The 24,437-nt window shown below is 40.8% G+C and carries 18 protein-coding genes; 10 read left to right on the top strand and 8 right to left on the bottom strand.

The window, feature by feature from the left end:
* Positions 1-148: 148 nt before the first annotated feature.
* From H5154_RS04150 to nadE, 3 genes are all read left to right on the top strand, one after another.
* Positions 149-3,514, top strand: coding sequence for an ATP-binding protein (locus tag H5154_RS04150; RefSeq protein ID WP_182717480.1), 3,366 nt, complete (start codon positions 149-151; stop codon positions 3,512-3,514).
* 38 nt (positions 3,515-3,552) lie between these two features.
* On the top strand, positions 3,553-4,176 hold the full coding sequence (locus tag H5154_RS04155; RefSeq protein ID WP_145239982.1) for a YceH family protein: 624 nt from the start codon (positions 3,553-3,555) through the stop codon (positions 4,174-4,176).
* A gap of 110 nt (positions 4,177-4,286) precedes the next feature.
* Entirely contained in the window at positions 4,287-5,123 is an 837-nt protein-coding gene (nadE, locus tag H5154_RS04160) for an ammonia-dependent NAD(+) synthetase (protein WP_149982194.1), read from the top strand.
* Here nadE and H5154_RS04165 read toward each other — a convergent pair.
* Positions 5,120-6,016 (bottom strand): sulfite exporter TauE/SafE family protein, encoded by an 897-nt coding sequence (locus tag H5154_RS04165; RefSeq protein WP_182717481.1) that lies wholly within the window; start codon positions 6,014-6,016, stop codon positions 5,120-5,122. The genes nadE and H5154_RS04165 overlap by 4 nt on opposite strands.
* Positions 6,017-6,235: 219 nt before the next feature.
* Between H5154_RS04165 and folM the strand changes: the two genes are divergently transcribed.
* The 3 genes from folM to folX are packed head-to-tail and all read left to right on the top strand — an operon-like array spanning position 6,236 to position 7,893.
* On the top strand, positions 6,236-6,955 hold the full coding sequence (gene folM / locus H5154_RS04170; RefSeq protein WP_182717482.1) for a dihydromonapterin reductase: 720 nt from the start codon (positions 6,236-6,238) through the stop codon (positions 6,953-6,955).
* Positions 6,956-6,974: 19 nt separating this feature from the next.
* The gene (gene folE / locus H5154_RS04175; protein ID WP_145239988.1) at positions 6,975-7,529 is read left to right on the top strand and encodes a GTP cyclohydrolase I FolE; all 555 of its coding nucleotides are present in this window, start codon (positions 6,975-6,977) and stop codon (positions 7,527-7,529) included.
* Positions 7,530-7,533: 4 nt separating this feature from the next.
* Positions 7,534-7,893: a dihydroneopterin triphosphate 2'-epimerase gene (gene folX / locus H5154_RS04180; protein ID WP_145239990.1), complete on the top strand. Its 360-nt coding sequence runs from the start codon at positions 7,534-7,536 to the stop codon at positions 7,891-7,893.
* On the opposite strand, the gene H5154_RS04185 is transcribed toward folX, so the two are convergent.
* The 5 genes from H5154_RS04185 to H5154_RS04205 form a co-directional block, all read right to left on the bottom strand.
* Positions 7,890-8,324 carry a YqaA family protein gene (locus H5154_RS04185; protein ID WP_182717483.1) on the bottom strand — a complete coding sequence of 145 codons (435 nt, stop codon included), beginning with the start codon at positions 8,322-8,324 and terminating at the stop codon, positions 7,890-7,892. The genes folX and H5154_RS04185 overlap by 4 nt on opposite strands.
* A 66-nt stretch (positions 8,325-8,390) precedes the next feature.
* A complete protein-coding gene (locus tag H5154_RS04190) occupies positions 8,391-8,762 on the bottom strand; it encodes a DUF4870 domain-containing protein (protein ID WP_182717484.1) in 372 nt (123 codons plus the stop codon).
* A gap of 185 nt (positions 8,763-8,947) precedes the next feature.
* The gene (locus tag H5154_RS04195) at positions 8,948-11,128 is read right to left on the bottom strand and encodes a S9 family peptidase (RefSeq protein ID WP_182717485.1); all 2,181 of its coding nucleotides are present in this window, start codon (positions 11,126-11,128) and stop codon (positions 8,948-8,950) included.
* Positions 11,129-11,298: 170 nt separating this feature from the next.
* Positions 11,299-15,690, bottom strand: a complete 4,392-nt coding sequence (locus H5154_RS04200) for a S8 family serine peptidase (protein ID WP_182717486.1) — start codon at positions 15,688-15,690, stop codon at positions 11,299-11,301.
* Between the two features lie 204 nt (positions 15,691-15,894).
* Positions 15,895-19,950, bottom strand: coding sequence for a S8 family serine peptidase (locus tag H5154_RS04205; protein WP_182717487.1), 4,056 nt, complete (start codon positions 19,948-19,950; stop codon positions 15,895-15,897).
* 249 nt (positions 19,951-20,199) lie between these two features.
* Between H5154_RS04205 and H5154_RS04210 the strand changes: the two genes are divergently transcribed.
* Positions 20,200-20,670: a DUF2721 domain-containing protein gene (locus H5154_RS04210; protein WP_145240002.1), complete on the top strand. Its 471-nt coding sequence runs from the start codon at positions 20,200-20,202 to the stop codon at positions 20,668-20,670.
* Between the two features lie 125 nt (positions 20,671-20,795).
* A complete protein-coding gene (locus H5154_RS04215; RefSeq protein ID WP_149982199.1) occupies positions 20,796-21,248 on the top strand; it encodes a cytochrome c in 453 nt (150 codons plus the stop codon).
* Between the two features lie 68 nt (positions 21,249-21,316).
* On the opposite strand, the gene H5154_RS04220 is transcribed toward H5154_RS04215, so the two are convergent.
* On the bottom strand, positions 21,317-21,973 hold the full coding sequence (locus H5154_RS04220; RefSeq protein WP_182717488.1) for a cytochrome b/b6 domain-containing protein: 657 nt from the start codon (positions 21,971-21,973) through the stop codon (positions 21,317-21,319).
* A gap of 124 nt (positions 21,974-22,097) precedes the next feature.
* Here H5154_RS04220 and H5154_RS04225 point away from each other — a divergent pair, with 124 nt between their 5' ends.
* Both H5154_RS04225 and H5154_RS04230 read left to right on the top strand, forming a co-directional pair.
* The gene (locus H5154_RS04225; protein WP_259398451.1) at positions 22,098-22,802 is read left to right on the top strand and encodes an AzlC family ABC transporter permease; all 705 of its coding nucleotides are present in this window, start codon (positions 22,098-22,100) and stop codon (positions 22,800-22,802) included.
* The gene (locus H5154_RS04230) at positions 22,802-23,101 is read left to right on the top strand and encodes an AzlD domain-containing protein (protein ID WP_149982202.1); all 300 of its coding nucleotides are present in this window, start codon (positions 22,802-22,804) and stop codon (positions 23,099-23,101) included. The genes H5154_RS04225 and H5154_RS04230 overlap by 1 nt, the downstream gene beginning before the upstream one ends.
* 27 nt (positions 23,102-23,128) lie before the next feature.
* On the opposite strand, the gene H5154_RS04235 is transcribed toward H5154_RS04230, so the two are convergent.
* On the bottom strand, positions 23,129-24,283 hold the full coding sequence (locus H5154_RS04235) for an iron-containing alcohol dehydrogenase (protein ID WP_149982203.1): 1,155 nt from the start codon (positions 24,281-24,283) through the stop codon (positions 23,129-23,131).
* Positions 24,284-24,437: the final 154 nt, after the last annotated feature.

The raw sequence follows: 24,437 nt of genomic DNA on the forward strand, positions 1-24,437 counted from the left end.
CTTGATTAGCTCTATCATAACCATAGTTTTATGAAAAAAGTGCGGTAATTTAAATAAAAAAACAAATAGCTCAATTGATCGGACTATTTTTATTTCCGTGATAAATTGACTATAGTTGAACAGCCAAATATAAAAGCACAAGTCGCTAATGCCATTGTTAAAAACAGATGATCACAAACAAGTCTACAAATTTAAACTGATATTTTGGTGCTCGCTCGTTTTTATTTTATTAATCAGTTTAGTGCTTGATCAGATCAGTTATAAACGTGCCCAAGAATCTCATCGACTATTAATTTTATCTGAAGTAAGTAGCTACCGAACTCAACTTGAATCAACATTAGTATCGAATATTCAATTAGTGCGTGGTTTAGCTGTTGCAGTTGCTGCAGAGCCTAATTTAGATCAACAACGTTTTGCCCAAATTGCCGCACCATTATTCGACACCTCATCTGAATTACGCAATATCGGTGGTGCACCTAATATGGTGATCCGCATGACTTACCCATTGGCAGGCAATGAAAAAGCCATAGGGCTAAACTTTTTAGAGAACAAAGCACAACGTGCAGATGCAATTCGTGCGCGTGATAACAATGAAATAGTTATGGCAGGCCCACTTACATTAGTGCAAGGTGGTGAGGCATTAATTGCCCGAGTCCCTGTTTACCTTCCCCCTGACAACCATTTTTGGGGACTGCTCTCGGTGGTACTCGACATAGACAAAATATATGAAAGAGCGGGTATTTTCGAACTAGAAGAAGACTATGATGTCGCCATCCAAGGACGCAATGGCTTGGGTCTAAAAGGAGAGTTTTTCCGTGGTAAAGCGGATATTTTAGAGCGTAACCCTCTGGAATTTACTTTAACCTTTCAAGGTGGCGAGTGGGAAATTTTTGTTACTCCTAAAGTTGGTTGGGCACCTCCAAATTCTGCGATTTGGCCGCTGAGATTAGCAATATTTACTATTTGCGGGCTATTAATTTTAGCCTTTTTATTATTCTTAAAAATGCTCAATCGCCAGCTAAGAAATGAAAAAATGCTAGTGACAATGAGTAGTCTTGCAAAAATTGGCGCTTGGTCATTTAACCTTGAAACACAACAAGTATATTGGTCAGATATGACCAAAAACATTTTCAAATATCCGCTAGACGAACAACCGAATTGGCCAACGAACTTTACTTACTTTAAAGAAGGCGAAAGCCGTGACACGATAAAAAAGCTCGTTGAGCGAGCGATTAAATATGGTGAAAGTTACGAAGTTGAGCTCGAAGTTATCGATTCTAAAGGTAATGCTTTATGGGTGTTAGTGCATGGTGAGGCCGAAATCCGTAATGGCCGTTGTATTAAGATTTTTGGCTCTTTACAAGATATAAACGTCCGTAAATGCATTGAATTAGAAAGCAGTAAAACTGCTTTGCACAATGAGGTACTCGCCTCACTTACCGTTAATAACGCAGTGCTAACTGGTAATTTAAAACAAGCAAAAGATATTATTACACAATCAATTTGCGATGCATTTAATGTTGAACGTGCCAGTATATGGCTGTTCAATGATGCAAGAGATCAACTGCAATCATTTGCCCATCATGGTAAACACACCCCAAAGAACACTGCGTTACCAGCATGGCAGCAAACTGAGTTAAATGATTTTTTTACAGCGATTGATAATCAAGCTGTGATCCGCGCCTCAAATGCACTGAGCAATAAATTTACAGCCCCGCTTACAGCGCACTATTTAGCTCCTTTCGATATAAAATCAATGCTTTGTGTATCTATTCCTACTGGAAGCGGGGCGATTGGTATTGTTTGTGCTGAGCATTGTCAGTATCCGCGGGCATGGTCGCGTAACGAAGAAAGCTTTTTAATTGCCGTTGCCGCTTTAATTGGCAGTTTATATTCTAGCGAGCAACGTATAGAAACCGAGCAACAATTAGTCACAGCAAAAGAAGCAGCGGAACAAGCTGTAACCGCTAAAGGTGAGTTTTTAGCGAGCATGAGCCACGAAATTCGCACCCCGATGAACGGTGTGCTCGGGATGCTTAATATTGTGCAACAAACTAAGTTAGATCCTCAGCAAACGCACCATATTGAATTAGCACAATCATCAGCACAATCGCTGCTTAATATAATTAACGATATTCTGGATTTCTCAAAAATTGAAGCTGGTAAATTAGATATCGAAGAGATTGCCTTTAATTTACCGAAATTACTAGGTGAAGTGGTCGAGTCATTTGCCCTTAAAGTAGAGCAACATAATACTAAACTGATTTTAGATGCCACTAAAATTAATGTAAATAAGATTGTTAGTGACCCAAATAGGCTTCGCCAAATTATTAATAATTTACTCGGTAATGCCGTTAAATTTACTCATAATGGTGAAATTATCGTGAGCGCAAACTTAAAAAATACCACTAACGGGACTTTTTTAGATTGCTCAATTATTGATACCGGTATTGGTATTAAAGCCGACAAACAAGCTTCATTATTTGATTCTTTCACTCAGGCCGATACCTCAACTACTCGCCAATATGGCGGCACAGGCTTGGGCCTGGCGATTGTTAAGCAGCTTTGTAATTTGATGGATGGAGAAATCAATGTCACGAGTGTTTATGGCCAAGGCAGTACCTTTACTTTTTCCATTAAAGTACAGCCGCTACTGGGTAAAGAACAAGACTTACCGAGTCATTTAATTAAAAACAAACATATTTTAATTGTCGATACTTGCCCGTTAAATAGCTCAATTGCGCAAAAACAGCTAAACGTGTGGGGAGCGCGTGCGCATATCCTCAAAAACTACCTAGCCTTGAGTTATTATCTCAATTCGAGCGATGAATTGATTGATGCTGTGCTGCTTGATTATAGCTTTTTTCAGCAAGCCGACGCTGCTGCAATTAATGCATTGAAAATTTACCTAAGCGAGCATCACGTAAAACTGATCCTTATGGCGCCAATGAGTTTCTCACAAGAAGCACATGCAAACTTGCCAATCGAAGCCGATTGCATGATTTTTAAACCACTAACGCCTTCGGACTTGTTTGATTCTTTGGCGAATGAAAAATTTATCGAGCAACAACAAAATAACAATGCACTACCAGCAAGTATTGCAATCAACAATACACACTTTGTAAATCAAGACAAAATCCTGCTGGTAGAAGACAATAAAGTAAATCAAGTCGTTGCCTGTGCATTACTAAAACAAGCAGGCATTAATTTTGATATCGCTGAAAATGGTCTGGAAGCTATTGAAAAACTAAAAAGCAAAACCACAGAACCATACAAGCTATTGTTAATGGACTGCCAGATGCCAGAAATGGATGGTTACCAAGCAACTAAGGCTATCCGTAATGGGGATGCGGGTGAATACTACAAAAACGTAACTATTATTGCGTTAACCGCAAATGCTATGCAAGGCGATAGAGATAAATGCCTCAGTGCAGGAATGACTGATTACCTAACCAAACCACTCGATTTTGATGCGCTTAATCCGAAACTGCAACAATGGCTTGGTAAACAATAAAGGTGTAAGCTAAGGCATAACAAAAAGAAGGATTTATTATGCAACTCACTGCTATTGAACAACGTGTGATCGGCTGCCTACTTGAAAAACAAAGCACCACACCAGAGCATTACCCGCTGTCACTAAATGCATTGACCAATGCGTGCAATCAAAAATCGAACCGAGAGCCAGTGCTCACGCTCAGCGAAACTGAAGTACAAGAGGCGCTAGACTCGTTAGTTTCCCAGCGGTTAGTTACATTAGACGAAGGGTTATCTGGACGCGTAACTAAGTTCGCACATCGCTTTTGCAATACTGAATTTGGTAATTTACAGTTAACGGAGCAACAGCGCGCTATTATTTGTTTAATGCTGCTACGTGGCCCACAAACCCCTGGTGAATTAAGAACCCGCAGTAATCGGCTCGCTGAGTTTAATAATGTTGCTGAAGTTGAGTCGGCATTAAATGCCTTGATGACTGCCGAACATGTGACTAAACACCCACGAGAACCCGGCAAACGTGAAAGCCGTTACAGCCATTTATTTGCTGATCCACAAAGTGCTGTTGCAGTAGAACCACCTGAATTGCCAGCACTCAAAGCTGACGAGTTGAATGAGTTACTTGCTGAAATTGATGAGCTAAAAGCTGAATTACAAAAAATTAAGCTACATTTAGGGCTTTAAATTAAACCCTTTGAATTAGATAATAATTCCAATTGCATTAAATAGAGATCATGCTTTTAAGCTAATTGGTATAACCATGACAACCAGTAATATTATTAGGAGAGCTCAGCATGCGCGCTGAAATAGTGGCAGAAATGAAAGTCCAGCCAAATATAGACGTCAACAACGAGATCACACGCCGCGTAAACTTTATAAAAAACCGTTTAGTGGCAGCACATTCACGCTCTTTAGTGCTGGGGATTAGTGGCGGTGTAGATTCCTCTACCTGTGGTCGCTTATGCCAACTCGCCGTTAACGAATTAAATGCGCAGCAACAAACCGACAAGTATCAATTTATTGCGGTTCGCTTACCGTATGGTGTGCAAGCTGATGAAGCTGAAGCGCAATTGGCTGTTGATTTTATTCAACCAAATAAACGCCTAACAGTGAATATTAAACCCGCAGCAGACGGCATGCATGAGCAAGCATTAGCTGCAGTGGTAGGTTGCGGTGATGCACTGCCTGAACAAGCACAAATTGATTTTATCAAAGGTAATGTGAAAGCCCGCCAACGCATGGTCGCGCAATATGAAATTGCCGGACTGTGCCAAGGCCTCGTTGTTGGTACTGATCATAGCGCCGAGAACATTACTGGCTTTTATACTAAATTTGGTGATGGCGCATGCGACTTAGCGCCATTATTTGGCTTATCAAAACGCCAAGTACGCGCATTAGCCAAGCAGTTAGGTGCACCCGATTTACTCGTTAATAAAGCCCCAACCGCCGACCTAGAGTGTGATCGCCCAGGCCTTACTGATGAAGAAGCCCTTGGTTTAAGCTATGAACAAATTGATGACTTTTTAGAAGGCAAAGAAGTCAGTGACGAGGTAAGTGAAAAACTCATCGCAATTTATCTACGCACTCAACATAAACGCCAAGCTATTCCAACCATTTACGACGATCTTTAGGCTGTCATAAGCTCATAAACCGTAAATGACACTTCTAGGGCAATTAACAATAAGAAAAATGTGATTAATTGCCCGCTTTTCACTTTAGCACAAACATAAGCCCCTAACGGTGCTCCGACCACAACCACTGGAATAGCCGCTAATAAATACGACTGTATTTCGCTGCTTAAGCTATTGAAGAACCATACGTTCGCAATGCTTGCCACCACAGACGTTATTGCCATGATAATCACCGAGGTTGCAGTCGCTTTTTGAATATTAGCGTTGCAGGCGATAATCAATAACGCAAAAATAGCAATGTCAGCTCCCGAACCAACTAAGCCAGATGCAACTCCTCCAATAACAGCAACTAATGCAACTTTAAATGTACTAACGTGTATATCGGTTTGACTACATACATGTTGCACCCTGCTGTAAATACGCCATAAAAGAGTTAATGCGAAGCATATTAAAAGTACGCTAAATACTCCTTTAACCACCAGTCTTGGTAATTGATCGGCAATAAAAGTAAGGCTTAGTAATACGCCAACTAATGCAGCAGGAGCTGCGATTAATACCACTTGGCGATAATATGGAATACCAGTAAAAATAATGGTTAATGCGGCCGCACTCATACCAAAACTTTGAATAGCTAACGAGAATACTTTTGCCGTTACAGGATCTATTGCCAGTAACTTAGTCATCACAGGAAATGCTACTGCGCCACCACCAAGTGCAGTGCCACCAGCAACAAAAGACCCAAAAGCCATAGTCACAACAATGCTAAACTCTGCGATAACACTTTGTAGCGCAGCATTTGCGCCTTGCCAAGCAATTAATGAACAATACACGCCAGCAACAAATAACCAGGGGATCATACGCAGTTTATGGATCGGTTTAGGTGGTGATTGCATAGTTACAGATCATAAATTGAAGTTTTATTATTATGCCTGACAATCATCGCAGAGCAAATGATCGCAACTGTTCGTTACGGCGTACAAACAGATTGTTATATGAGTGCAATATCTTTGCAGTAAAGATGAAATAGTTCTGTAATTTAGTTTATAGTTGTTAGTAAACACATGGTAATCCAGCTCATCGCATTAAAAAAACCTAAGGATTTGTATTTAGTTATGACATCGCCCATTTTAATAACAGGTGCCGGCCAACGTATTGGTTTAGCACTGGCAAAACATTTTATAGCCCAAGGGCAAGCTATTATCGTTACTTACCGAACTCGCCATCCCGCTATTGATGAATTATCTGACCATGGTGCTGTATGTGTTTACGCAGACTTTAGCACTGACAACGGCATTAATGAGTTTGTCAGTCAATTAAAGCTGCACACAAATAGCTTAAAGGCGGTGATCCACAATGCCTCGAGTTGGGATTGCGAAGCGAATAATCCAGATAGCAGTACGCTATTTGATAACATGATGCGGCTCCATGCTAAAGCACCTTACTTAATTAACTTAGCGCTTAGCGAGTTACTGTTAAATTTCCAGCAACAGCAGCAACACCCTGCTGATATCATTCATTTAACTGATTATGTTGTTGAAAAAGGAAGTCCAAAGCATATCGCATATGCCGCAAGTAAAGCCGCCTTAGAAAATATGACAAAATCATTTGCAGCTAAGTTTGCCCCGAATATTAAAGTGAACGCTATCGCCCCTTCATTAATTATTTTTAATGATCACGATAGCGATGAGTACCGAGAAAAAACCCTTAAAAAATCATTAATGGGCATCGAGCCCGGTTGTCGCGAAATTATAAACAGCGTCGATTTATTGCTTAGCAGCCATTACATCACGGGACGTTCTTTACCCGTAGATGGTGGCAGACATTTAAAATAACGGATTAATCGAGAAATTTATGCACGATCAATTAAAAAATAGTTACCACGAAATTATTACTGCTGTAGGTGAAGATCCACAACGTGAAGGCCTATTAGACACGCCAAAACGCGCCGCCAAAGCGATGGAATATTTGACCAAAGGCTATCGTCAAACATTAGAAGAAATTACCAATAATGCGGTATTTACTTCTGATGCAGATGACATGGTTTTAATTCAAGATATAGAGCTTTATTCGATGTGTGAACATCATTTATTACCATTTGTAGGGCGCTGTCATATTGCTTATATTCCTAACGGCAAAGTGCTGGGTTTATCGAAATTTGCGCGTATTGTTGATATGTTTGCACGCCGCTTTCAAATTCAAGAACAACTGACTCATCAAATCGCTAAAGCGGTTGAAGAAGTCACCGGTGCTAAAGGCGTTGGTGTAATAGTGGAAGCAAAACATATGTGTATGATGATGCGTGGGGTTGAAAAACAAAACTCAAGTATGCGTACGTCGGTAATGCTAGGTAACTTCAGAGCCGATCCAAAAACCCGCAATGAGTTTTTACAACTTGTAAAAGGCTGATCCTATGGCCAATGCAATTATCCATGTAACTAACTTACGGCTGCGCACTTTTATTGGCTTTAATCCCGATGAACGTGAGAAAAAGCAGGATGTAGTGATCAATTTAGAAATTCACTATCCTGCTGAGCAAGCCTGTGAAACGGATCAAGTTGAACAAGCACTTAATTATAAAGTGATCACCAAAGAAGTGATTAGCATTGTTGAACAAGGTCACTTTTTATTGCTTGAAAAACTAGTGGCAGAAATACTCAGTGTTTGCCATAGCCATAGCAGCGTGAATTATGCAAAAGTGCGAGTTGATAAACCTCACGCTTTGCGTTTTGCAGATTCAGTATCGCTAACACTCGATTGGAGTAAAGCTTAAAACAACTTATCCAGCCCAACGGCAAAGGCTAGTACAAGCAAGTAACGTGCGCCTTTGCCAAGGGTAACCAGCCATAAAAATGTCCACCAGCGCACTTTAAAAATGCCTCCTACAACTGTTAGCGGATCACCAATAATTGGTAGCCATGCCAACAACAGGCTATAAACACCATACTTTTCAAAGCGCTCTGCAGCCTTATCGATACTTGCCTGTGACACGGGAAACCATTTCCGATCCTTAAAACGTATGACTTGCGTGCCTAACCAGTAATTAACGCAACTACCTAGTACGTTACCAACTGTGGCACTGAGCCATAACAACCAAAGTAAATATTCTCCTTTGGTCACCATTGCTGTGAGTACCACTTCTGATGAGCTTGGCAATAATGTTGCCGAAATAAACGCAGTAAAGAACAGAGTTAAATAAGCCATCTAAGCCTTTATTAATGCATATAAAAAACCCAGCATTTGCTGGGTTTGATAAAAATGAAGAGTAGTTTATTTTATCAATTGTAAGCTAAATGGGTAGTTAAACTCTTTACCGTCATTAGTTTTGATTGCGCCAATCACCACCATAATAAACGAGAAAATAGCGACTATAGGTAATAAAATTACCCCGATAACTGCAAACATCAAAATCAAACACACTATATATGCTATGAACATAGTGATTTGAAAGTTAAGCGATTTACGCCCATGTTCAGCCACTAATGGCATTTCGTCTTTTTTTATTAACCAGACAATCAGCGGACCGATGATACTACCCATAGGTATAATAAATCCGGCTAATGCGCTTAAATGACATAACATCGCCCACATACGCTCATCTTTACTCGCTATAACTGATTCAACCTGTTGATTATCTTCCATTACCATCTCCTTATTTCGTTAATACCTATATGCTGACCTTTTTCAGTCTTAATGTCTAGATTTTAATCAGCGTCGTCGATACTGCTAAGCTCGAGCAAGTGTGCAAAACCACAACACTTAATTTAGACAAAAAATTAAGGCGTAACCTAAGTCACGCCTTAATTGTAAAACACTAAAATCAGTTATTACTTTTTAATACCAGCTAGATCTAAGATAAATGCATAATTTAGAGCTGTATCTTGAAGGCTTTTAAAACGCCCAGATGCACCGCCATGGCCTGCTTCCATATCAATTTTAAACAGTAATTTATTATCATCGGTTTTAAACTCACGTAATTTTGCAACCCATTTTGCTGGTTCAAAATATTGCACTTGAGAATCATGCAAACCTGTGGTGACCAACATATTTGGATACGCTTGTTTACTCACTTGATCGTACGGTGAGTAAGACAGCATATAATCATAATATAGTTTGTCATTTGGGTTGCCCCACTCGCCGTACTCGTTGGTTGTTAATGGTAAGCTCGCATCTAACATAGTGGTCACTACATCAACAAATGGCACAGCCGCAACCATCCCCTGATAAAGCTCTGGTGCTTGGTTTGCCACGGCGCCCATTAATAAGCCGCCCGCACTGCCGCCCATCGCGAATATTTTATCTTGCGCACCATACTGCTGGGTAACTAAGCCTTTGGTTACATCAACAAAGTCATTAAAAGTATTCTTTTTATTGAGTAGCTTGCCATCTTCATACCAAGGACGACCGAGCATCTGCGAGCCACGAATATGCGCGATAGCAAATACAAAGCCTCGATCAAGTAAACTCAAACGACTACTAGAAAAACTTGGATCCATGGTTACCCCATACGACCCATAGCCATATTGTAACAATGGATTAGTGCCATCTTTTTTGAATTTATCTTTGCGATAAACTAAACTCACCGGTACTTTTACGCCATCTCGCGCAGTAATAAATAGTCGCTCCGATGCATAATTATCGGCATTAAAATCACCGATCACTTGTTGCTGTTTTAACAGTGTTTTCGTTGTGCTATTCAAATCGATATCATACGATGAACCAGGCGTCGTCATACTGGCATAATATACTCGTAAGCTTTCGCTATCTAATTCATTATTACCATATGTTCTGACCATATAACTGCTGTCATTAAAGCTCAGCTGCTGTTCATCACCCGACTTTAAGTTGCGTATCGTTAAACGAGATTGCCCCATTTCACGCTCTTTATACACTAAATGATCAGTGAACAAATCGATGCCTTCAAGCTTAATATCATCACGCGCGGCGATCAGTGTTTGCCAATTCGCTTTGTCGTGCGCTTTATCTTTATCCACCGTCATTAGCTGAAAGTTTACTGCGTTAAGGTTAGTGACTATGTAATAAGTATCACCGAGTTTAGCAATATCATATTCTAGGTTTTCTTCACGTTCAATTAAGCGCTTTGGCTGCGCCTTGACGTCATTAGCATCAATTACCGACACACCTGAAGCGTTAGTACTGCCATGCCAAATATAAATTTCTTGTTTGTCTTTACTCTTACCAAGGCCAGTGTAATAACTTGTGTTAGTCTCTTCGTACACTAACTCATCTTGTGCTTGTGGCGTACCTAAGGTATGGCGATAAACCTGATAACCTAACAATGTCTGTAAGTCTTTTTTAATGTAATAAAAAGTTTTATTATCATTCGCCCAGACGATATCACCATCGGTCCCTTCGAGCTTATCTTCTAGTAATTTACCGGTCTTTAAATCTTTCACTAAAATAGAGTAGATACGTCGACTTACCGTGTCTTCACCATATGCTAATAAGTGACCATTTGGGCTGACAGATAAACCTGTTGCCGCGAAATAGTCATGGCCTTTTGCCAACTCATTTACATCTAATATAACGTGTTGATCAGTGCCCTTATCATCGCTACTGCGAACATAAGTCGGGTATTCATTATCCCCTCGCGTTTGCGATGAATAATAATAATCGCCACTTTTAGTTGGCACGGAGTCATCATCTTTTTGAATGCGCCCTTTTAACTCTTCAAACAAAGTAGTTTGTAAAGCTTTAGTATGCTTTAGCATCGCATCAGTATAGGTATTTTCTGCATTAAGGTGTGCTATGACAGCTGCATCTTTTCGTGCATCGTCACGCATCCAATAGTAATTATCGGTGCGCGTATCACCATGAATAGTCATTTCGAAAGGGATCTTATTGGCTATCGGTGCAGTTACATTAACCACTGCAGCTTCACTCTGTACAGCCTCGGATTTTATATTATTTTGTTCTGGGGCTTTATTACAGCCCGCTAAAATAGCTAACGACAAAGCCGCTAACGCAAATGATTGACGTGTTTTCATAGTATTCCCTAGAGTTATTATTATTCCACTACTAGCAATATATCTAACTAGCTGTTGATTACCTATATTAGTTTGTAAAGCAATGTAAAAAGGGAGCCTAAGCTCCCTTTGTTTGATTAACTTTGCTCGTTAGTCACTGATAATTAAAATGACTAACTAAACAATTACTTTTATTTACGGCGGCGCATAAATGCAAATGGTGCAATAAGCAATGTTAACCATGCTAGTGAACCGCTGTCACCGTCATTATTATCGTCATCTTTGCCCACAATATTCTTTACTCGTACTTCAACAGCAACAGCTTTAGAGTTATTACCCGCACTATCAACAGCGATAACACTAAATGTAAAGTTACGCTCATATTCATAATCAATACTACCTGCAACAACAATTTCACCCGCAGCATTAACAGTGACTAAGTCAGTGCCTGACACAATAAACTTAGTAACAGGACTTACATCAGCATCTGGATCACTAAAGTTAAGTTTACCAATCACAGTGCCAAGCGCTGTATTTTCATCAACACTAAAGCGTTGTTTATCAGCAATAACTGGCGTGTTTTCTAATGCGTCTTGCGCTACAGTGATTGTTACTTCAACAGCTGCAGATTGATTACCAGCACTATCCGTTGCACTAACCATCAGCTTTATCTCAGGTGTTGCATCATAATCAACGTCACCCACCACTGTGATTTGGCCAAGTTCATCAATTGCAATACCGTTATGACCTGCCACTGTGTAGCTTACAATTGGTGTTACTGCTGTATCTGGATCAATAGCACGTATTTGACCAATCACAGTGCCTACCACGGCATTTTCTTGCACTTTAAAAGTTTGCCCGGCTTCGATAATTGGCGCAACTTCTGCTCCTTCATCAGCGACATTTAACACGTTAATCGTCACAATTTCAGCAGCTGACTGATGACCATCTTCATCAATTGCGACTATCTCTAACGTAATAGTACTTTGCTCTTCAAAATTAAGTAGTTGAGCAACGGTTAGCATCCCCGTATTATCAATCGTGATTGCATCACTTCCCGCTACAGTAAACATAGTGATTGAACTGTTATCTGGATCTGTGAAAGCTAATTGAGCAAATGCGGTAGCTACTGGGGTGTTTTCTGCAACAGAGAATACTTGGCCAGAATTTATAATTGGGGTTACTTCGCTCGCTTCATCTGCAACATTGGTAATGTTAATAGTAATAACAGCAGGCTCTGATGTATTTCCCAAAGTATCGATGGCAACAACGACTAGTTCAGCGATGTGCTTACCAACTTCAAAATCAACTAACTCGCTGTTTGATACAAGAATTTGCCCTTTATTATCAACACTAAAGCCTTGATGAGTTTGCGATTGCACATAAAACTCAGCAATCGCTAAATCTCTATCTGATTCCACAACACTCAAGGTGCCAACGAGATGGCCGTTTTCCGCATTTTCAACAACATCAAATGATGCATTTGCAAGCTTAGGAGCCTGCGTTTTTGGTAACACTAAGTCTTCAGCAGTCACTAATTTCAGTACATCTTGTAATGACGATGCTGTAAAAGCAAATGGCGCACTAGCATTCACAATCGCTTTTTCACCTGGCGCAAGTTGATTTACGACTGTATCACTGCCATCCACCGCAGTTAAACTCACTGACGCTGAAGAACTAAAGGTCGTAGCGCCAACTAGACTATCTGTTTCAAAGTACACGCCGCCACCATAAGATGGATAGCCTACAGATGCCTTAATATTTAACGGATCACCTAAATTATCACGTGTTAACCCCAGTGTGCTGCTACATACCGAGAAGGTAATGGTATCTGCACCAGCTGATTGATATAACGGTGTCAAAAACCGAAGCGTTTCTGCGCCAGTGTCATCGATAGTACCAATAACAGTACGTGAACGCCCTGGCGAAGTCGTTTTACGACCTCGGTCATTGTAGTTCTGCATAAGGAAGTCATAGGCACCATCGTTGTTGGTGTCTATATCTAAACGATAACCTGCTTGGAATACATGAGTGATCTCATCACGTAACTGAATCGATGCTGTAACTAATACACCAGATTCACATCCTTCAGCTGCTATTGCATTGAATGTCGTTGCAAGAATATTGAACGGTGCCTCTGCTGCTGACTTAACTTTACCAGTTGCAACAATATTTTCTGTCATTGTTGAAACTGTTGTTGCCCCGGTATTCTCAACGATAAGTTGCATCTCATTACCAACCACTTCCGGAGCAATACTTAATTCACTAGCCGCTTTTGGTAGCGCATGATAAACAACATGTAGCGCATAATCTGAATCAGTATCATCCACATCGTCAAACACTAAGGCGCCGTCAAACTCTGCGAGCGTTAATGCGGCGCTTCGTGCAGCTACCGACTCGGCATCAAATGGGTTTTCCAGTTTCCACTCGTGCAATTTACTAGGATCAACCGTTAGCGTTACATCAAACTCTGTAGTTTGACCTGCGGGAATTGTTACGCTGCCTGGAATATCCCAACTGATTGCACCGCTGTTTTTATCATTTTCGTAACGTGCTTCAGTCCGTAATTTGTAGGTTTTTTCTTGTGTCGAGAAATTTTTCACGGTGACTGTTTTGCTGATTGACCTAACGCCAGTAAAGTTTTCTAAGCCAAACGATAATGCCGCTTGTTTAGTTTTAAACTCGGTATTATCAACCCATGCTGCAACAGGCAGATTAACCGCTTTTTCAACGTTAACTAAACCAGCACCAATCATACTAATTGGTGCTAATTCAGAATCTGGATTTGTGCTAAGCGGCTCATTAGTCACATTTAGATCTGCCGTATTCATTAATGTTGCTTTAATTTCAAAGGCATTACGCTGTGGGTGTGCTGCGCGTACTAACGCAACCGCACCGGCAGTAATCGGTCCTGAAAAGGATGTACCTGAGGCTGGAGCTAGTTGATCTTGCGTACCAGTTGCTGCAACCATAATGCTTGTACCTGGCGCTGTGATTTCAGGTTTTAATAAACCATCCATTGATGGACCGCGCGATGAAAAGGTTGCCACAGCACCTGATGTTACTTTACGCTCAACAACTAAGCTATATGCAGCCTTGCCTGATGCTTTAAGCTCCGCTTTTATCGCTGCCCCGGCAGCATAAGTAATGCCAATATTTGGGATAGTAACCGTGGCATCAAATCCACCCATTGAAGCAGGAGTACCGTCATCTTCGTTATTTGCAATAAATACAAACGATGCGCCGCGCTGTTGTGCATGCAGTACTTTTTTCGTGAAATTACATTCACCACGGTCTATAAGCACCGCTTTATTATTAAAATCGGTGTCTTCTGAAAATGCTTCACAGCCATTTTGATTTGCGGTTGGGTAAACAAGTTCAGCATCGGTATCTGCCATAGCAAATGCGGTTTGCGGACCAAAACCTGAAACTTGAAAAACAACCTCTTCTCCAAGCACGGTACCTGAAGCAATCCCAATATCTAATGTTGGATGCGTCATCGCACCAACTGCAAGTGCGTTTGGCGTGGTACTTGGTCCCCCAATACGAAAAGGATGATCGCCATCATTGCCTGCTGAGATAACAACATTTACACCTAAATCAACCGCTTTTTGAATTAAGTATTGAGTACCTCCGTCAGTTTCAGTGCCACCAAACTCGCCACCTAAAGACATATTAATAACATCTACGCGGTCAGAGATATCGCCATCACCATTAGGATCCATTGCCGCTTCTAATGCTGATGCTTGTGCTGCGCTTGGACAACCACCACCACACACTGAGTACACATATAACTCTACTTCAGGAGCAATTCCAGTAACAGAGTGAGAAACAGACGTACCATGACTGGTCGGTTCATCAACATCGGGGATCACGACTACAGGATCATGTTCAATTGGATCAGCATCGTCACGAATAAAGTCGTAGCCACCATGTACGATGCCTTGCGGCCAAGCTACAGAAGTAGGATCAGCTTGAGCTGCGTCATACGCCTCTACGGTACCAGCACCACCAAAAACGTTGTGCGTGTAGTCAACACCTGTATCCAGTACCGCTACCGTTTGACCTTTACCTGTTACAACCCCATTTGCAACCAATGGTGAAGCTTTTAAATAATCTGCAGATGCGGCGACATGTAATTCATAATCATACATTGGCAGCACTTTCTCAACTCGGTAGTCACGGGCAATTTTTTCTAACGCCTCAGGACTTGCTTGTACAATCAAAGTAGGCGCCAGCACTTTAGTTTGGCCAATTACTTTTGTACCAAAATCTAGACTACTTAGTTCAATTGTCACTGCACTTTGCACTTGCTCAATTTGTGCAATGGTTGCACGGCTGTCACCTATTTGATAAATACCTTGCGCCATTAGATCGGCAGCGGTTGTCGCTCTTAGCACAATCATATGAGCTGATGGTAACTGTTCTTTAACATCGGTTTCATTAAATGTAGCTGTAGAGAAATTATTGAGAGCGGTAATACTGTGTGCTGCTTGCACTGTTTGTGCATTTACCGATGCCGCCATTAGTGCTGATGATACTGCAATTGATAAGGCTGTTTTTGTTATTAACTTGTTAGACATAAATTCCTCTGATGAGATTATTGTTATTAAATGCTCCCAAAAAGAAACATTAAGTCCCGAATACTACACCAGCAAGAAACAAAAAAACAACATTGAAACAAAAAATGTAACCATTTTAGGTAATAACAATAAATTTAAAACAAAAAAAATACCGCCCAATGGCGGTATTTTAACTAAAGCTATATGCCTTTAGAGGCTATATTACTACTTTTGTTTACGGCGACGCATAAATGCAAACGGTGCTACAAGCAGCGTTAACCACGCTAGCGAACCAGAGCTATCATTGTCGTCATCATCGTTCGCACGTAGATTGTTAACGTCAATCTCAACACTTACCGCTTTCGATACATAACCTTTGCTATCTTCAGCTTGAACACTGAAAACAATCTCTTTATCAAACTCATAGTCAATTTCACCCATAGTCACAATTGAACCATCTAACTGAACACTAACTAATGTTGTTCCAGATACAATAAAACGAGTAATTGGCGAAATATCCATATCAGGGTCTGAGAATACCAATTGACCCAACACGGTACCAATGGCAACATTTTCATCAGTTCTGAATTTTTGACCACCCTCAATGACTGGGGCATGAGATTTAGGATCGGCGGTTACATTCAACATAACTTGCACAACCTCAGACTCTAAGCCGCTGTCATCCATTACTGTTACATCAAGAGTCATAGTTGGAGTTGCATAATAACTTAGGCTGCCAGTGACAACTAGCTCACCCTTATTATTAATACTAATTAAGTTTGTGTTTGCAACCGTACCACCAGTAACCATTGTTGCCGCACTTTCAAACAAACTATGATCAAGCATGCCAATCACTGTACCTTCGGCTGCGGATTCAATAATACTGAAATTTTGCCCTTTTGCTACAACTGGTAACTCATCTGCATCATTGGTAATCGTTACTTTAATATCGGCTGCTGCAGATTCAGTACCAAGTAAATCAGTCGCCTTCACTGTTAAAATGATTTCTTTAATGTCAGACTCAAAATCCAACATACTCGTATCTTCAACCATGATATCGCCAGTTTCAGCATCAATCATTAAGCCTGGAGCAGACATACTCACAACAGTAAAGTTTGTTATACGTAGTGCTGGAGTATCTTCAAAACTAAGTCTACCAATAGTAATACCATCAAGTGCAGTTTCATTAATTGTAAACTCTTCTACAACGAGATTAGGCACAGCTGGAACAGCCGGAACACCAGTTACTGAATTAGTATATACATCTGTCCCTGTAGCTGAGGTCAATGCGAAATTACCATCAGCTCTAATTACAGCCTTCTGACCTGGAGCAAGTTCAGATAATTTAGTTTCAGCGTCTTCTGTCGATTCCAAAGTAACCACCGGATTACCTGTAAACACAGTAGAACCAACTACACTATCGGTTTCAGAGAACACACCGGCTTGATAATTTGGATAACCAACTGAAGCTGCAATGTTAATTGTGCTGCCCAGCATATTTGCATCTAAGCCTAACAAATTACTACATCCAGAGAAGGTCACTGTATCTTCACCAGCAGCATGATACATCGGTGTACCCCACTGCCACACATCCTCACCTGCGGCATCGATTTCACCAATTAATGTACGGCTGCGCCCAGGTATTGCTGCATCACGGCCAACATCATTAATATTCATCATAAAGTGATCATAAACACCATCATTATCAATATCGAGATTCATACGAACACCGATTTGACGCATGTGGGTAATTTCATCTCGTAATTGAATTGAAGATGTAATGAACACACCTGACTCACATGTCTCAGACGTATAAGCAGCAAATGTAGTTGAGAGAATATCAAAGTCAGCGTCGCGGTTCTCTTCACTTGTAGCAACCACTGATTCTGCAGTTGGTAATATCGTAGTCGCCCCCACATTGGTTACAACCAACTCACCAACACCATTAACTTCTTCATATGAAAAAGCTAATTCAGCACCGGCTTTAGGTATCGCATGGTAAACAATGTGCAAGTCATGATCTGTGTCGGCTGTTGAAGTATCATCAAATACCAGCGCACCATCAAACTCAGCCATAGTCAGTGACGGACTACGAGCTGCTAGATCCTCTTGGCTAAATGGGTTTTCTAACGTCCACTTATGCAGTTTAGATGGATCAACTGTCATGGTTACATCGAATGTTGTTACCGTATTTGCCGCAACAGTTACGCTACGTGGAATATCAAAACTAACAGCACCAGTATCCACATCATTCATATAACGCTCTTCAATACGAAGGTCATATGTTTTGTCTGCATCAGAGAAATTTTTCAACGTCACTGTTTTTGTAAAGCTGGTTGTTTCTGTCATGCGTTCTAAACCGAACGATAGCGCCGCTTGTTTAGTTTTGAATGTTTCATCTTCAACCCATGCCGCAACAGGTAAGTTAACAGCTTTGTCAACATTTACTAAGCCTGCACCGATAGAACTAATTGGTGCAAGTGGAGAATCTGGGTTAGTACTAATCGGCTCTACGGTTACATTTAAGTCAGCCGCATTCATGATTGTCGCTTTAATTTCAAGTGCAGTACGATCTGGATGCGCTTCACGAACTAATGCAACAGCACCAGCAGTGATCGGACCTGAAAATGAAGTACCTGTTGCGGGTGCTAATTGATCTTGTGTACCAGTTGCCGCTACCATGATATCAGTACCTGGCGCTGTAATTTCAGGTTTTAGTAAACCATCCATTGATGGACCACGAGATGAGAACGATGCAACTGCACCCGCTAGCACTTTACGTTCAATCGTTATGCTATATGTTGGCATTTCACCGGCTGTTAAAGCAGCTTTCATTGCTGCCCCTGCAGCAAAATTAATACCGACATTAGGAATTGTTACTGCTGCATCAAAGCCACCCATTGGCGCAGGCGTACCATCATCAACATTATTTGCTACAAATACAAACTTAGCACCACGATCTTGAGCGCTTAATACTTTTTGAGTGAAATTACAGGCACCACGGTCAATAATTACCGCTTTGTCAGTAAAGTCAGTTTCAGCAGAAAATGCCACGCAGCCATTTTGGTTTTCTTCAGGGTAAACAACTTCAGCATCGGCATCTGTCATTACAAACGCAGTTTGTGGACCAAAACCTGACGGCTGAATTGTGGTCTCTGCACCTTCAACTGTGCCAGATGCAACGCCAACATCATTTGCAGGATGCGTCATCGCGCCAACAGAGAGTGCATTTGGCGTCGTAGAAGGACCGCCAATGCGGAATGGGTTATCACCATCATTACCAGCAGAAATAACAACGTTCACACCTGCATCTACGGCTTGCTGAATTAAAAACTGCGTACCACCACCGATGTATGTGTCACCAAACTCTCCACCTAAAGACATATTGATTACATCAACTCGGTCTTCTGAATCACCATCACCATTTGGATCCATAGCGGCTTCTAATGCCGAAACCTGTGCTGCACTTGGACAACCACCGCCACACACTGAATACACGTATAGCTCCACCGCTGGTGCAATACCAGTGACAGAGTGAGATACAGATGTACCATGGCTAGTTGCTGCATCTTCTTCTGTTGGAGTAGCTGGATCATTTTCAATTGGATCAGCATCATCACGCATGAAGTCATAACCACCCATAACTTGACCTTGTGGCCAAGTCACTGCAGTTGGATCTGCTTGAGCTGCTTCATAAGCTTCAACAGTTCCTTCACCACCAAAAATTTTGTGAGTATAATCAATACCTGTATCTAGTACTGCAACAGTTTGCGTTGCACCTGTTACTGTACCATTTGTTACTAATGGTGACGCTTTGATGTAGTCAGCAGTTGCTGCAACATGAAGGTCGTAATCAAACATAGGTAAAACACGCTCTACACGCGAGTCTTTTGCAATTCTATCTAGTGCACCTTGGCTTGCTTGAACAATTAACGTCGGCGCCAAAATTTTAGTTGAACCAAGTACTTTTACATTGCTATCAAGGGTAAATAGCTTATCTTGAACTTGGCTTTGTAACGTTGCAACTTGATTATAGCTCTGACGAGCATCAGAAACATTGTAGACACCCTGCTCCATCATATCAGCTGCTGTTTTTGTTTTTAAAACAACAAGGTATGCTGATGGTTGATTTTTATTTACAATATCGGTCTGTGATACTGGCGTGTAGCTGGTATGCTTAAGTACGCTGTTATTTATTGTATTTGCATTTACAGCGCCTGTAACTAAGATACTTGTTACAGCGGTTGCAACCGCCGTTCTTTTAATTAGATTCTTAGACATGATTTCCCCTGGGATATGTTATGTATTATTGTATTTATTGGTGATCATAAATTAAGTGCGAGACTAATATAGAACTTCAACACCCAAAATAACAACAACTCGATTACATTAAAATTACAAAGGCAAATAGAAAACCGAAAAAAATAACACTAAACATCTGTTTTTAATGTTTAAAAACTGAAAAGTGAAAATGTAAATGTTTGTAAACAAATAGAACTAAAGCACACCAATATACCTAAAAGGGAACCAATGAACTCTGATGTTATAAATATTTTAACAATGGCAAAAGTAATCCAAACAGCCGTTGCGCCGGTTTTTTTAATTACTGGTATTGCTGCTACGCTGGGCGTTTTATCTAATCGCTTAGCTCGAATTACCGACCGTGCTCGTCAACTTGAACGAAAATTAAAGGTAAGTACCGATGAAGAGTTTAATTCATCGCTAACAACCGAGCTACGAGCACTGCTGAAACGCTCTCGCTGTATCCATATTGCCTTTAGTTTAAGTGTATTAAGTGCGGTACTTGTTTGCGCCGTGGTCATGCTGTTATTTTTGTCTCATATCCAATCAGTTAATTTAGGTGTTTCCATCGGCAGTTGTTTTGTTGGCGCAATGGCACTACTTATTTGTGCATTTATGTCATTACTGGGTGAAGTATTTTTAGCAACCCGTAGTATGCGCAGAGGAATGATCTTTGCTGACATTGATATAAATAATTAAGGCATGATCTTAGTTTTATAATTCAATAACAGTTCAGTTTAACCGCAATACACTTGAATAATCTGACTTGCTGATATACAACAGCTGCTATACAAGCAATGAATTACATATAAGGGGCAAAAGGAATGAAGTTAAAGCAATTATTTTTAGGTGCAACACTTTGTGCACTAACATTTGGTGCAACAGCAAACTCTGTATTTGAAGAGCCTAGTGACGCCATTGAGTACCGCCAAGCGGCGTTTTCAATGATCCGTGTCCAAATTGGTGATATGGGTGACATGCTAAAGGGCAAAGTACCTTTTGATGCTGAGCGTTTTAAGCACCGTGCAAATAATGCCGCTGCATTATCAAAAATGCCATGGGAAGCATTCGTTGCAGGCAGTGATAAAGGCGAAACATCTGCATTACCTGCTATTTGGAGCGATAACGAAACCTTTATGAAAAAAGCGGTAGCATTCCAACAATATGCTGATGAACTAGCCGTTGCCGCGCAAACAGGTGATAAAAAAGTAATTGCTAAAGCATTTGGCCCATGGGCTAAAGGCTGTAAAGATTGCCACACATCATTTAAAGACTAATCTTTAATGCGATCATCTTAAAACTAAAACGGCGCTTAATTAGCGCCGTTTTTGATCTGTTGAACCGTTTAACTAAACAAGTAAGCCACAGGTTCTGCGCCCCATGTCATCAGTAATGCCGCAAATACAACGACAAAAATAATTATCGCAGTCCACGGTGATTTTGTTAGCTCTTCATTACTATCATTATTTTTTTCAGCGGCATAGCCCGTAACCATTGCTTTGACTAAATTTTTGCCTTTAATGCGATAAATTACAATTGCCACAATATGGAGAATAATCGCGTACAACAATAAATCAAAGTTTTTATGATGCACCCAGCCGGCCCATTCAACTACATTACTTGATACATACTGCACTAATGGGCCATCTGTCAAAATGTCATCAGTGGTCATTAAGCCGCTTACTAACTGCGCCAGTAATAAAATAAAAAATGCCAACACCATGTAGCTGCCCGCTGCGCCATGGCCAGGTTTATTATCTGTTTGTTTAAATGATTTTAGTGCTGCGCTAGGTAAATGAAACAATGCACTTAACTTAGCTGTTTTGCTACCAATCAAGCCCCAAATAAGGCGTGTTACTAGTAGCGCTAAGGTGAAAAAGCCAGCCACAAAGTGTAATTCCATCATGCCTTCTTCAGCACTAAAATACAGCGCCGCAATTGCAATAACTAACAACCAATGGAAACTGCGAATAAACCCATCCCATACTTTAATTTTATGCATGCTTAACCTCTTTTGCGTAAAAGCTTATTATTTCAAACTTTTGTTAATTTAGCATCTTTGCTGTTCAGGGTTAATTGATTCTATGGCAGACTAAGGGCATTAATTACCGTAATGAATAATATTAATGACACTTAGCACCAAACGCGCACTCCTAAAAGGCTTTTTAGATATGCTACCACTGTGTTTAGCAGTGATCCCCTGGGGGATTTTATGTGGTTCACTGGCAATACAAAATGGCTTTAGCGCATTTGAAACCCAAGCTATGTCATTATTAGTGTTTGCCGGTTCCGCCCAACTAGTCGCTATAGAGCTAATGGCTGGCAATACGCCTTTATTAACTATTTTATTCACCACCTTCATAATTAGCTCACGGCACTTTTTATACGGCTTAGCGGTGCGTCATAAAGTGATTGATCAGCCGCTGCGTTGGCGCTTACCGGTAAGCTTTGTACTCACTGATGAGCTGTTTGCGTTTTCCCATCATCGCAAAGCTTATCGAACTAAAACTCGCTTGATCTACGCGCTCAGTGCCGGCTTTAGCTTTTATATTACTTGGAACTTGTGGACATTAATTGGCATCGTAGCGGGCAGTCTGCTACCTGATCTCACTAATTTAGGCTTAGACTTTGCTATTGCTGCAACTTTTATTGCATTAGTAATTCCTGGTATTAAAAATCTCGCTACATTGGCAACGGTTGTAAGCGCTGGTGTTGTCGCTACCGTTTTAAAAAGCCAGGGGTTTGAACTATGGTTAGTAGCCGCGGCACTATCGGCGATGACTATCGGTTACCTTATTAGCCGTATCCAAGATAAATTGGAGCATAACTGATGATGAGCACTATTTTACTTATGGCGTGTATTACCTTTTTTACCCGTTACTTATTTTTACATCGTGACCTACCATTTAAAGTTGGCCCTAAAATGCAGCAGTTTCTAAGTTTTAGCGCACCGGCGGTACTTACCGCGATTTGGGTACCTATAGTGTTTGTAACAGATGAGGGAATAAATTTAGATTGGCAAAACCCATACCTCAGTGCGGCAATAGCAGCCATTATTGTCGCGTATAAAACGCACAACATTTACTACACAACACTGGTTGGTATGGGTTTATTTTTGATCTTAAATTAGCACATTAGTAATGCGCTAAAAGTAGCTTTAAACGCTGGCTAATAAAATAGCACGGCTTTTATCTAGAGTGACCTGACCACGTTCGCCAATAGCCGTCATACCGTGGCGTTCAAGTTGCTCAACAATTTTATCAGCGACTTCTTCGCCTAAGTTATAATCACTTAAACGCGTTGGCATATTCACACTGTGAAAAAACGCTTCAGTTGCATTAATTGCTTGTTCAATTGCTGCATCTTCATCACTGATATCTAATCCTAAAACGCGTTCTGCGTACTGTAAGATTTTACCGCGCTTAGTTTCTGTTTGCTCAGCCATCATACGAGGTAATACAATCGCAAGCGTTTGCGCGTGGTCAAGGCCATACATCGCAGTCATTTCATGGCCCAACATATGAGTGGACCAATCTTGTGGTACACCCGCTCCAATTAAGCCGTTTAATGCCATCGTTGCTGACCACATAATATTTGCACGTACTTGATAGTTATCAGGCTCACTGAACGCTTTAGGGCCCTCTTCGATTAAGGTCATTAAAATACCTTCAGCGAAACGGTCTTGCAGCTTAGCACCTACATCGTAGGTTAAATACTGCTCCATAGTATGCACAAATGCATCAACAATACCGTTCGCCACTTGGCGCTCAGGCAATGAAAAAGTCACTGCAGGGTCGAGTACTGCAAATTTTGGCAATACAAATGGACTAGCAAATGCAAGTTTTTCGTGAGTGTCAAGATTTGAAACAACACTATTGCCGTTTGACTCAGAGCCCGTTGCTGGTAACGTTAATACCACACCAAGAGCAATAGCAGATTTAATCTCGCCACCTTTTGATAAAATATCCCATGGCTCGCCGTCATAATTAGCTGCTGCGGCAATAAATTTACTACCATCAGCGACTGAACCACCACCAACTGCAAGAATGTAATCAACTTGCTTTTCTTTAACCAAAGCAACGGCTTTCATACATGTTTGATAACTTGGGTTAGGCTCAATACCGGCAAACTCAAACCACGTATGTTCACTTAACGCATCGACGACTTGATCATAGACGCCATTACTTTTAATACTGCCGCCACCATAAGTAACTAATACTTTTGCGTCTGCAGGGATCTCATTTTTAATTAAAGCGATTTGTTGTTCGCCGAAATGAATTTTGGTTGGGTTTGCAAAACTGAAATTTAACATGCTTGCTCCATTGCTTAGAGATGCTCATTATTTAGTGTGAGCTAAAATTTGGTGACCATCTAATTGTAGGGATTTAAGCATTAATTTAAAGACTAAGCTCAGAGAATCACTTTTGCACAGCTGCAACAATAGATGGTATAAACTATAATTACTT

Source organism: Pseudoalteromonas sp. SR44-5 (assembly GCF_014163675.1).
Lineage (GTDB): Bacteria > Pseudomonadota > Gammaproteobacteria > Enterobacterales > Alteromonadaceae > Pseudoalteromonas > Pseudoalteromonas rhizosphaerae.